Below are 12,126 nucleotides of genomic sequence, written 5' to 3'. Positions count from 1 at the left end.
GTCAGGCAAAAAGTGCGACGCACGAGCATTGTTTTAGTTTTAGATGTTTATATCCAAGCGGGGCTAGCCAGCCTTAGCTTGGCTGCTTTCAACGTTATCGGAATCTTATTTAATGAACTTTAAAAAGTCTGCGCTGGCAATATTGCCAGCCATTTTTTTATCTCACATCAGTTTTGCCGACGAACTAAGTGGTCACATCGGCATCGAAACCCGACTCTATACCCAAGACCCTATCTATACCGAGCAGGCTGATCAACAAATCAGCTTACATGCCGAAACCGAGTTTTATTTTGAAGTTGGCGAGAATGGTAACGGCATCACCTTTACCCCCTATATACGACTCAACAGCGAAGATGCCGCAAGTAATCAATTTGATTTGCGCGAGTTTATGTACCTGCATGTGGGTGATGATTGGGAACTTAAAGTTGGATTGGGTAAGGTATTTTGGGGCGTAACCGAGACATTACACTTAGTCGACATTATTAATCAAACTGACAACCTAGCCTCATTTGACGGTGAAGAAAAGCTAGGCCAAGCCATGATCCACTACAGTCAAATAAACGACTGGGGAGTGATAGATGCCTTTATTTTACCGGGTTTTCGCGAACGTAGCTTTGCCGGTAACGAAGGCCGTTTACGTCCACAATTAAAAATAATTGAAGACGCGAGCTATGAATCAAGTGATGGTCAAAGTCATATTGATTACGCTTTGCGTTGGTCACATTCAATCGACGATTGGGATTTAGGCCTAAGTTGGTTTAACGGAACATCCAGAGAGGCCGACTTTAAACCAGTTGCCTCAGCTACTGGTGTAGAGCTGCAACCTTTTTATGGTCAAATTAACCAATTAGGGGTAGATGTGCAGTATATCTATCAAGATTGGTTGTGGAAGTTAGAAGCGATCACTCGACAAAGCGATACCATGCAAGACATTAACGCAGCTGTCGGTGGCTTTGAATATTCTCAAGTGGGTATACTGGATACAGCCATCGATCTCGGTTGGGTAGTTGAATATGCTTTTGACAATAGAGATAGTAACGTCGCTCCCAGACAAAACGATATTTCATTTGCGACCCGCTGGGCATTAAATGATGCTGAATCAACTGAATTTTTAGTTGGCTTTAGTCAAGATCTTGAGCATTCTGGCAGTCGTAGTGCCTTTGTTGAAGGCTCAACCCGAGTGGGTGATTCGCTTGTTGTCACGGTTGATGCTTGGTTTTTCTCGGCAGATACAGATCAAGATTTAAGTTACGCCGTGCGCAATGATGACTTTGTCCAAGTTGATTTTAGCTACTATTTTTAATGCACTTATTGTTTAAATAAAACTGTAGGGCAGTTTCACATCAGCAAACTTAGGCAGAAGTAAATTCTGCCCTACAAATATTTATCTTATTTGTATGCTCGGCATTAAATCAGCATCGCCATCGCGATCAACGGTAATCAGGTTGTCGTCTAACTTAAACACTGCGAGATTATCTTTGTCATCACCACGGACAAACGCTAATTCATAACCGACATTGGTTAATCCGTTTGCAGTCGCTTGCTGTGCATAACTTAGCTTTCCCCACCAATCCCTAGCTTCCATTTTATTGTGTCGTCGCTCATTCATAACAACCTCCTATGACAGAGCACTCTAGGATCAAGTAAAGCTCAATTTCTCATTTCACTTACGGTTACTCACTTAAGACAACCGAAACAATGATCCAACTTTAAATATAGTAGATGGTGGTTAATTAACCAAGGCAAGATAAACGGAGACTGACAGAGAGTAAATGCAGGGAATAAAAACAAAAAACGCCGATGATATCGGCGTTTTTTAAGCTAATAGCAACAAATCAATTAAGATTTTTCACGTGAAGCGCGACGACGTTCGTTCTCAGTTAAAAACTTCTTACGAATACGAATATTTTCAGGCGTCACTTCAACAAGTTCATCATCATCAATAAACTCTAATGCTTGCTCTAAGGTATAAACGATAGGTGGGGTTAATACCTGTGCATCGTCAGTACCAGCAGCACGAACGTTAGTTAATTGCTTACCTTTAAGTGGGTTAACGGTTAAATCGTTGTCACGACTATGAATACCGATAACCATACCTTCGTATACTTCAACACCATGGCCAATAAATAAACGACCACGCTCTTGTAATGTAAATAAAGCATTGGTCAATGATTTACCTTGACCATTTGAAATCAATACACCGTTCTTACGTTGGCCAATGGTTCCGCCTTTATATTCACCATAGTGATCAAACGAGTGATACATCAAACCTGAGCCTGAGGTCATGGTCATGAAATCAGTTTGGAAACCGATTAAACCACGGCTTGGTACGGTAAAGTCGATACGCACTCGACCTTTACCATCTGGTACCATATCTGTCATTTCAGCTTTACGTAAACCTAAAGCTTCCATCACTGAACCTTGATGTTCTTCTTCAATATCAACCGTCATGGTTTCAATTGGCTCAATCTTATTGCCGTTTTCATCTTCTTTGATGATAACTTCAGGACGTGATACCGCTAATTCAAATCCTTCACGGCGCATGTTTTCGATTAATACACCTAAATGTAATTCACCACGGCCTGATACACGGAATTTGTCTGGATCGTCAGTTTGTTCAACACGTAACGCAACGTTATGTACTAGCTCGCTTTCTAAACGCTCTAAGATTTGACGAGATGTAACGAATTTACCTTCCTGTCCACAGAAAGGAGACGTGTTAACTTGGAAAGTCATGGTTACAGTTGGCTCATCAACTGTTAATGCTGGTAAGGCTTCAACATTATTAGGATCACATAAAGTATCAGAGATCTTTAATTCACCAGCACCGGTTACCGCTATAATATCACCCGCGCTAGCTTCTTCTTTCTCATAACGCTCTAAACCTAAGTAGCCTAGTACTTGACCGACTTTAGCATTACGCGTTTTGCCATCAGCACCCACGACAGTCACTTGTTGATTCAGTTTTACTGAACCGCGCTTAATTCGACCAATACCGATAACACCAACATAGCTAGAATAATCTAGTTGTGAAATCTGCATTTGGAATGCGCCTTCAGGATCCGCTGCTGGCGGCTCTACTTGGTCGATAATGGCTTCAAACAATGGTGTCATGTCTGTGCCAGTTTCACCTTCTTCTAAAGATGCCCAACCATTGATTGCAGACGCGTAAACTACAGAGAAGTCCAATTGCTCATCCGTCGCACCTAAGTTATCGAACAAATCAAATACTTGATCCATAACCCAATCTGGACGTGCCGCAGGCTTATCTATTTTATTAATAACCACAATTGGCTTTAAGCCATGCGCAAACGCTTTTTGCGTTACAAAGCGAGTTTGCGGCATTGGACCTTCTTGTGCATCAACCAATAGCAATACTGAATCAGCCATTGATAATACACGCTCTACCTCACCACCAAAGTCGGCGTGACCCGGAGTGTCGAGAATATTAATGTTGTAGTCGTTGTACTTGATCGCTGTATTTTTGGCTAAGATCGTAATACCACGCTCTTTTTCCAAATCGTTCGAGTCCATGACACGGTCTTCATTGTCACCACGAGAATCAAGCGTGCCTGACTGTTCCAACAATTTGTCAACCAAAGTCGTTTTACCATGGTCAACGTGAGCGATGATCGCAATATTTCTTAACTTTTCAATCACAGCATATACCTGCAGTTATAACACTATCTAAAACGACCTTATCCATTGGGAATTATTAAGGTCGCGTAAAATTTGCGCGCATTGTACACACTTGCAGAGCCTAGCGATAGCATACAAACATGAATAAGCGTCATTAGTCAGTCAAACACTGAATTTAATGGCTATGACTTATGCATTTGCTCTATATGAAAGTCAAAATTCGATCTGATTATCCGTCTATTTAACTTGTGCAATTCAATGGGAAATAAGCTATGTTAGCACCATCCTAATTACCATTGTGGTGCTAAGCACCATATAGGTGCATTAAAGCACCAAAATGGATCATCACATTGGATAAAGTCAAGGATAGTCGAGCTGATAGGCTTGAAATCAATAGGGTGACGGTTCTGGTACGTTTCTTGCTTGGTACCGCACACACTATTGTGCGACTTATTTATTGCTATTCAATAAATCTAATAATTTTTAATCGGAGGACACATGTCTGCAGATAAGGTTCTAGAACTCATTAAAGAAAGCGAAGCGAAATTCGTTGACCTTCGTTTCACTGACACTAAAGGTAAAGAACAACACGTTTCTATCCCAGCCGCTCTAATCGACGCTGACTTCTTTGAAGAAGGTAAAATGTTCGATGGTTCTTCAATTGCTGGTTGGAAAGGTATTAATGAATCAGACATGATCCTAATGCCTGACGCTTCTACTGCAGTATTAGACCCGTTCGCTGAAGAGACTCAAGTAAACATTCGTTGTGATATCGTTGAGCCTTCAACAATGGAAGGTTACGATCGTGACCCTCGCTCAATCGCTAAGCGCGCTCTTGAGTACTTAAAATCTACTGGTATCGCGGACAACGTATTCTTCGGCCCAGAGCCAGAGTTCTTCTTGTTCGATGACGTGACTTTCCACACTGATATGTCAGGTTCTTTCTACAAGTTAGACTCTTCAGAAGCGGCGTGGAACTCAGGCAAGCAATACGCTGAAGGTAACTTAGGTCACCGTCCTGGTGTTAAAGGTGGTTACTTCCCAGTTCCTCCAGTTGACTCAGCTCACGACATCCGTGCTTCTATGTGTTTAATCATGGAAGAAATGGGCTTAACTGTTGAAGCGCATCACCACGAAGTTGCAACTGCGGGTCAAAACGAAATCGCTTGTTTATTCAACAGCATCGTTGAAAAAGCTGACGAAATCCAAATCTACAAGTATGTTGTTCATAACGTAGCTAACGCTTACGGTAAAACTGCTACTTTCATGCCTAAGCCAATCGTTGGTGATAACGGTACTGGTATGCACTGTCACCAATCATTAGCTAAAGATGGCGTTAACATCTTCGCTGGTGACAAGTACGCTGGTTTATCACAAGAAGCTTTATGGTACATCGGTGGTATCATCAAGCATGCTCGTGCAATCAACGCGTTCACTAACGCTTCAACTAACTCTTACAAGCGCTTAGTACCTGGTTTCGAAGCTCCTGTAATGTTAGCTTACTCAGCTAAGAACCGTTCAGCTTCAATCCGTATTCCTTTCGTGCCTAGCCCGAAAGCACGTCGTATCGAAGTACGTTTCCCTGATCCAACAGCTAACCCATACTTAGCATTCACTGCAATGTTATTAGCGGGTATCGACGGTATCAAAAACCAAATCGATCCAGGTGAAGCAGCTGATAAAGACTTATACGACTTACCAGCTGAAGAAGCTGCAGAAATCCCAACTGTTGCCTCTTCATTAGCTCAAGCATTAGACGCGTTAGAAGCTGATCACGAGTTCATCTCTTCTACTGGCGTAATGAGCCTTGACGCTATCGAAGCTTATATCGATCTTAAGCGTGAAGACATCGTTAAGTTAGATCAAACTACTCACCCAGTAGAATTTGATATGTACTACAGCGTTTAATTTACGCTTTAGTTCAACTTTTTCGAAAAGCCTGCTTTATGCAGGCTTTTTTTATGGATAATTTTCAACAACAAAGGTAAATTAACCAAATATTAACAACTTTAAGCGAACCTAGCAGTTTGCAACCATTTGGGTCTATGCGCTTTTTCCTTTGTTTTTTACTATTAACCCTAACTAGCTGCGCCTGTTTTGCGAGTAAAGTTTATGTTTACCGTAACAGTGAGGGGGTTCTAGTATTCTCTGATACCCCACAAAATAATAACGCTGAAGAAATAAAGCTAAATACTAAACCCACCATTATCCCGCGCGAAAAAACTGACATTCTCAACCCGCGAAGTTCCGCCAGTAACAACCCCGTGGTTGAATACAATATTGAGCTCATACAACCCAGCGCGGAATCCACAATCCGTGACAATACTGGCTCAGTTTACGTTTCCGGCCGAGTTTCACCAGCGCTGCCCGCTAACCACCAAATTCAATTTATATTAGACGGTGTACCTCAGGGCGAACCTGTTGGTAGAACCACACAAATCTTACGTAATGTATTCCGCGGCGAGCACACCATCCAAATGCAACTACTTGATAAAACAGGCAAGGTAATTGCATCATCTAAAGTCATCACATTTTATGTGCACCGAAACACGGTAAATTAGCGACTTTAGGTCGAGGTATATTATTACCTCTTCTCCTAATGACCCTTTTTGGTGCAGGCACTATAATCAGTCCTATAGTGTGTTTCGGCGGAGAAAAAGGTGTTTAGCGATTTTATAGTCAACCATATCAGTAGCAGTATTGTGATCACCAATGCTGATCTCAAGATATTGTATGCCAATCAAACAGCTGAACACTTTTTTAGATTAAGTGTCCGTCGCTTAAAAGAATTAGAATTTAGACAACTGTTCCGCTACATCACTCTCGACATGAATCGAGTCGAAAAAGCGATTAAACAAAATCAATCTTTTACTGACGCTGAAGTATCGGTTGTTACGGTCGATGATCAACACAGTAAAATTGAGGCTTGCGTTAACCCGATTTATCATCAAGGCGAAACCTATGTGTTGTTTGAACTCAGAGCCATAGATCAAATACAACGCATTAGCCAAGAAAGCTTCGTTCAATCACAGCTACATGCCTCACGCGACTTAATTCGTGGCTTAGCACATGAGATTAAAAATCCGCTTGGCGGCATTCGTGGTGCTGCGCAAATTCTCGATCGTCTAGTCGACGATGAAGATTCCAAAGAATGTACCCAGATGATAATGGAGCAATCCGACCGGCTACGTAATCTGGTTGATCGCTTACTGGGTCCGAACAAATTACCACAACGCACGATAACCAATATTCACCGAGTGTTGGAACAGGTTCGTCAACTAATGGAAATGGAAGCGGAAACCAGTATTCAGGTATACCGTGATTACGATCCTAGCATTCCCGATTTTGAAATGGATGCAGAGCAGCTGCATCAAGTATTTTTAAACATTGCCCGCAACGCCATGCAAGCCATGCAGGGGCAAGGCAAAATTAGCTTGATCACCCGTATTGCCAGTGGTCACGTTATTCATGGTCAGCATTACAAATTAGTGGCCGTCGTGAAAATTATCGACACAGGTCCAGGTATTCCAGATGATATTCGCGACACTTTATTTTACCCCATGGTTACATCAAAAGCTGAAGGGAGTGGTTTAGGTTTATCAATCGCCCAAACACTTATTCAGCAACATCAAGGACGTATTGATTGTGAAAGCTGGCCAGGACATACCGAATTTACCGTTTACTTGCCGATTGAAAAGTAGGATAGATAATGAAAGAGAGTAAAGTTTGGATCGTTGATGACGACAGTTCAATTCGCTGGGTTATGCAAAAAGCCTTAAACGCAGCGGATATTAGTAACCAAACCTTTGAAGACCCTCTGGAGTTATTGCAGGCACTGACGCAATCTCGCCCAGACGTAGTGATTTCAGATATTCGCATGCCAGAAATGGATGGCATGACACTAATGCATGAAATTCACAAAATAGATGAAGAGATCCCTGTCATCATAATGACAGCGCATTCAGATCTCGACTCTGCGGTGAACGCCTATCAAAGCGGTGCATTTGAATATCTTCCAAAACCCTTTGATATTGACGATGCTGTCGCGCTAACTCAACGAGCCCTCACCCATGTTAAAGAGACCTCGTCTAAACGACGCAGCAAAGAAGAAGAGTTAACGTCCGGTGAAATCATAGGTGAAGCGCCAGCGATGCAAGAGGTGTTTCGCGCGATTGGTCGCTTGTCTCGCTCCAGTATCAGTGTGCTGATTAATGGTCAATCGGGTACAGGTAAGGAACTCGTGGCACGCGCTTTACACAAACATAGTCCTCGAGCTGACAAGCCATTTGTCGCCCTTAACATGGCCGCTATCCCTAACGAGTTGATCGAATCTGAATTGTTTGGTCACGAAAAAGGCGCGTTTACTGGTGCGAATACGGTACGTGAAGGTCGCTTTGAACAGACTAATGGCGGCTCGCTGTTTTTAGATGAAATAGGCGATATGCCGCTAGAAGTACAAACTCGTTTATTACGCGTTTTAGCAGACGGTCAGTTCTATCGCGTTGGTGGTAAAGAGGCATTAAAAACCGACGTTCGCATTATTGCAGCCACCCATCAAAACTTAGAAAAGCTGGTTGCTGACGGCAAGTTCCGTGAAGATTTATTCCATCGCTTAAACGTCATTCGCATTCATATTCCGACACTTTCTGAACGCCGTGAAGACATAGCCACACTAGCCAGCCACTTTTTAAAACGCGCAGCCAAAGAAATGGCCGTCGAAGAAAAATTCTTATCAAAAGAAGCAGCAGACTATCTGACTCAACTACCTTGGCCCGGCAATGTTCGTCAACTTGAAAACACCTGTCGCTGGTTAACCGTTATGGCGAGCTCGCAAGAGGTTTTAGTTCATGATTTACCGCCAGAGTTGTTGCAAACAGAGACTAAATCCAGTGATGTGCAAGTCGGTGGTAATTGGCAAGAAATGTTAACCTCTTGGGTTGATGAGCAGCTAAAATCAGGCCGCAATAACATTTTAGATGACGCACAACCTGTATTTGAACGTATCATGCTCAGCCGCGCTTTACATCATACTCGTGGCCATAAGCAAGACGCTGCAAAACGCTTAGGTTGGGGGCGCAATACCATCACACGTAAACTAAAAGAGCTTGATCTCTAGAAACCTGCTTTATTTGGCTCGATAAAATCGAGCCAAGCCTTCCCTTCTGCTATTCTATGAATAGAATAACCTCATAAAATAATAAGCAAACCCTCTGAATGCAAAGTCGCGAATCTTACCTTGCTGAGTTTTGGCAAAATACCGTTGAACCTTTTTGGCAGCAACACGCTATTGAATGGGTCTATCAACCTCAAAGCCAGTTTAATATTCAGTATGCGCTGCTGGAAAATCCACAAAGTGAAAAATGTATTATTCTTTTGCCCGGACGCGTTGAAAGCTTTAAAAAATACAAAGAGCTCGCTTACGACTTCTATCAACTCGGCTATAGCATTCTCACTTTAGACCATCGTGGCCAAGGGTTATCACACCGAGAAACCGATGATCCAGAGTTAGGCTATATTAGCGATGCCAATCTATATGCCGATGACTTGCATGCCATTTGCTGTCAAACTCGTATTTTTCAACAATACCAACAAGTTGACATACTGGCGCATTCGATGGGCAGCTTAATTGCGATTGATTTTGTCAGTCGTTATCAACCTAAGGTTAATGCGCTGGCAATGTCGTCACCTTTACTTGGTATTAATGCAGGTCCACTCAATCATACCTACGCACTCAAGGTTGTAAACGGACTAATGGCGCTACAGGGGATCAAATGCCCAGAGTATTTTATTAATCAAACCGAGTATCACAGACCCGAATTTGCCAATAATTCACTGTGTGGCAGTCAAGCCAGATTCGAATTAAGCCAAGATATTCAGGCCGACAAAGTCATTCGCCTAGGCGGGGTCACCTATCAATGGCTACAACAAATATTTATTAAATTTTCACAGGTTTTCGCCAATACCACCAGCATCACAGTTCCTTGCTTAGTATTGCAAGCTGAGCTGGAGAGTATCGTAAAAAACCAATCTCAAAACGACTGGGTAGCCAAAGTAAAGCAAAGTAATCCGCATATTACAATACGTCTTGTTAAAGGCGCAAAGCATGAAATACTCATGGAATCGGACACGATCCGTGGCCCTGTCATTGAACAAATCCACGCCTTTTTTGAAGATCCACTATGTTAAATATTATTTTATTTCAACCTGAGATCCCGCCAAATACTGGGAATATCATTCGTTTGTGCGCCAATTCAGGCTTCAAGCTACATCTTATAGAGCCTCTCGGCTTTGAGTGGGACGATAAACGCTTAAGACGCGCAGGAATGGACTATTCAGAATTCGCTGAAGTCAAACGCCACCCCAACCTAGACGCTTGTTTAGCGGAAATTGGCGAGACTAACGTTTACGCATGCACCACACATGGCACCCGCTATCATTCAGATATTAGCTACCAAGCGGGCGATACTTTGCTGTTTGGCTCAGAAGGTAAGGGTTTACCGGTTGAAATAAGAGAAGGGTTAATCAAGCCTGAAAACCGAGTACTACTGCCAATGATGCCTGAAAGTCGCAGTTTAAACTTATCCAACTCAGTTGCTGTCTTTATTTATGAAGCCTGGCGACAGCTTGGTTATGCCAATGCTAAAGCACCTAAGTCCGTTGACTAATGACTATTAACGTAACGTATTCTAAATAAGGTAACTCTATGAGCTTTGAATTCTTTTCGGCTTCTATAATCAATTTATTGATCAATTTAAGCTACACCATTATTGCCTTGGTCGTTGGTGTATATGGCTTGATTTGGGTCGACAAAAAACTGTTAAAAAATATTGATATTGAACAAGAAATGAAAAATGGCAATATCGCCGTTGCTATCTTCGCTTCGACTATTTTGTTATTTGTCGCCATTATTGTTGCGTTTGGCTTTAAAGGCTAAATCCAGCAACAATGAAAGATCGCATTTTCGACTTACTTGGCCTCGCCTTTATTATCTGTGTTGTCTATCTCGGCCAGTATTTCGATGCCAAACGCCAACAGCAAAATGCTCCTGTGGTAACACCTCTACCTAAAAAAACCTCACTATCACCCTTGGTGTATAGTGAGCCCAAAGGCTTAGATATTATAGCCTTTACTGATTATCGGCCATTAAATGAACTAGCGCCTATGTTGGCCAGAACACGAGACTCTTTACTCGTCTATAGCCAAACGCGGCAAAGTAAGAAAGTCGTATTTACCATTACCGCCCCTGGCACCGACTACCATCACCACTTTGTACACAGTTATTTATTAGGCTATCAACCCTTTTCTGTCGACAACGTTATGCTACCGCTTTATACCTTAGCCCAGCGTAAAAGTTATCAACTAGATGAAAAGCAATATGGCGGGCTTAAAGAAATATGGCAAACCAGTCGCCAAGCTTATGAACTGTCTCGCGGTGATTGTGAAGACCACGCGTTAATTTTGGCCGACTGGTTAATAACAATGGGTGAAGATGCCCGTGTGGTTATTGGCGATCATGACGGTGAAGGTCATGCATGGGTTGTATTATTTAAAGACAATAAGCAATATTTATTAGAAGCAACAAGAAAACGCGGCCTCAGCCGTAACAAAGCGTACCCATTAACCAGTCAATTTCCCCTTTATCATCCCAATTATATGTTTAACCGTGATTATTTTTGGGAAAATACCGGCTCAAAATACACAACACAATATGCAGGGTTAAACTGGCAAAAACAAAGTCAGTTTCATTATTTCGAGCCAAAACTTTAATCACTTAACTACATGAGTTTTTTAAACCAGCGATCTTTGCGCGGTAAATAATAATCATCGTAATCGAATGATAAAACGATAGATTCAGCTCGGCCAATAAACTCATGCCTAGGGACAAAGCCAATCACACGCGAGTCAGCACTGCTGTCACGATTATCACCCATCATTAAATATTGCCCAGCAGGAACGACAACTGAGTGAAAGGAATCGAGTGACGAGCCTCCTTTACGAGTTTTGATCAAATGCGTGTTAGCCTGACTGGCTTCCTGCCAAATCCATTCTTGTTCGGTTTGACTAATTAACTGATAGTTAAGTGGCTGGCCGTTTATAAGTAATCGATTATTCAACATAGCAACAGTATCACCCGGCACAGCAATTACGCGTTTAATCAAGCGTTTGTTTGACACTGCCGAGTTAAATACAGCTATCTCTCCGGCTTGTGGTTCCGCAACTTTGACTAAAGAAACCTGAGCAAACGGCAAATTTACATCATAAGCCAGTTTATCAATATAAACTCTGTCCCCTTCAACAATTGTCGGCTGCATAGAACCTGTTGGCACATCATTCCAATCCGCGACGGCGCTCCGAAAGACTGACATCAATAAAATAAAACAGATAAATCCCGCATGGTTTTTAATTAAAGCATGACAATTTAATAGAGCAAGGTACCCAGAGTTTCGCATAACTTTCTTCCTTAAGTGATGGTGATCGTACTAGACA

12 protein-coding genes are annotated in these 12,126 nt (G+C 42.2%); 9 read left to right on the top strand and 3 right to left on the bottom strand.

Annotated elements, in window-relative coordinates:
* Positions 1-112 precede the first annotated feature (112 nt).
* Positions 113-1,303, top strand: a complete 1,191-nt coding sequence (locus C2869_RS08895) for a hypothetical protein (RefSeq protein WP_108602601.1) — start codon at positions 113-115, stop codon at positions 1,301-1,303.
* A gap of 81 nt (positions 1,304-1,384) precedes the next feature.
* On the opposite strand, the gene C2869_RS08890 is transcribed toward C2869_RS08895, so the two are convergent.
* Both C2869_RS08890 and typA read right to left on the bottom strand, forming a co-directional pair.
* Entirely contained in the window at positions 1,385-1,609 is a 225-nt protein-coding gene (locus tag C2869_RS08890; protein WP_108602600.1) for a hypothetical protein, read from the bottom strand.
* A 230-nt stretch (positions 1,610-1,839) separates the two neighbouring features.
* A complete protein-coding gene (gene typA, locus C2869_RS08885) occupies positions 1,840-3,660 on the bottom strand; it encodes a translational GTPase TypA (protein WP_228710803.1) in 1,821 nt (606 codons plus the stop codon).
* A 477-nt stretch (positions 3,661-4,137) separates the two neighbouring features.
* On the opposite strand from typA, the gene glnA reads away from it, so the two are divergent.
* From glnA to C2869_RS08845, 8 genes are all read left to right on the top strand, one after another.
* Positions 4,138-5,547, top strand: a complete 1,410-nt coding sequence (glnA, locus tag C2869_RS08880) for a glutamate--ammonia ligase (protein ID WP_108602598.1) — start codon at positions 4,138-4,140, stop codon at positions 5,545-5,547.
* Positions 5,548-5,684: 137 nt separating this feature from the next.
* Positions 5,685-6,200: a DUF4124 domain-containing protein gene (locus C2869_RS08875; protein WP_108602597.1), complete on the top strand. Its 516-nt coding sequence runs from the start codon at positions 5,685-5,687 to the stop codon at positions 6,198-6,200.
* 99 nt (positions 6,201-6,299) lie between these two features.
* A complete protein-coding gene (gene glnL, locus C2869_RS08870; RefSeq protein ID WP_108602596.1) occupies positions 6,300-7,340 on the top strand; it encodes a nitrogen regulation protein NR(II) in 1,041 nt (346 codons plus the stop codon).
* 8 nt (positions 7,341-7,348) lie between these two features.
* Positions 7,349-8,755, top strand: coding sequence for a nitrogen regulation protein NR(I) (glnG, locus tag C2869_RS08865; RefSeq protein WP_108602595.1), 1,407 nt, complete (start codon positions 7,349-7,351; stop codon positions 8,753-8,755).
* 98 nt (positions 8,756-8,853) lie between these two features.
* Positions 8,854-9,825, top strand: a complete 972-nt coding sequence (locus C2869_RS08860; protein WP_108602594.1) for an alpha/beta fold hydrolase — start codon at positions 8,854-8,856, stop codon at positions 9,823-9,825.
* Positions 9,819-10,304 carry a tRNA (uridine(34)/cytosine(34)/5-carboxymethylaminomethyluridine(34)-2'-O)-methyltransferase TrmL gene (gene trmL / locus C2869_RS08855; protein ID WP_108602593.1) on the top strand — a complete coding sequence of 162 codons (486 nt, stop codon included), beginning with the start codon at positions 9,819-9,821 and terminating at the stop codon, positions 10,302-10,304. The genes C2869_RS08860 and trmL overlap by 7 nt, the downstream gene beginning before the upstream one ends.
* Positions 10,305-10,342: 38 nt before the next feature.
* On the top strand, positions 10,343-10,573 hold the full coding sequence (locus C2869_RS08850) for a DUF350 domain-containing protein (RefSeq protein WP_108602592.1): 231 nt from the start codon (positions 10,343-10,345) through the stop codon (positions 10,571-10,573).
* Positions 10,574-10,584: 11 nt separating this feature from the next.
* Positions 10,585-11,406, top strand: a complete 822-nt coding sequence (locus C2869_RS08845) for a transglutaminase-like domain-containing protein (protein WP_108602591.1) — start codon at positions 10,585-10,587, stop codon at positions 11,404-11,406.
* 8 nt (positions 11,407-11,414) lie between these two features.
* On the opposite strand, the gene lepB is transcribed toward C2869_RS08845, so the two are convergent.
* Entirely contained in the window at positions 11,415-12,089 is a 675-nt protein-coding gene (lepB, locus tag C2869_RS08840) for a signal peptidase I (protein ID WP_108602590.1), read from the bottom strand.
* Between the last annotated feature and the right edge of the window lie 37 nt (positions 12,090-12,126).

This window comes from Saccharobesus litoralis (assembly GCF_003063625.1).
Taxonomy (GTDB): Bacteria; Pseudomonadota; Gammaproteobacteria; order Enterobacterales; family Alteromonadaceae; genus Saccharobesus; species Saccharobesus litoralis.
This window is presented reverse-complemented; position numbering and strand designations above follow the sequence as displayed.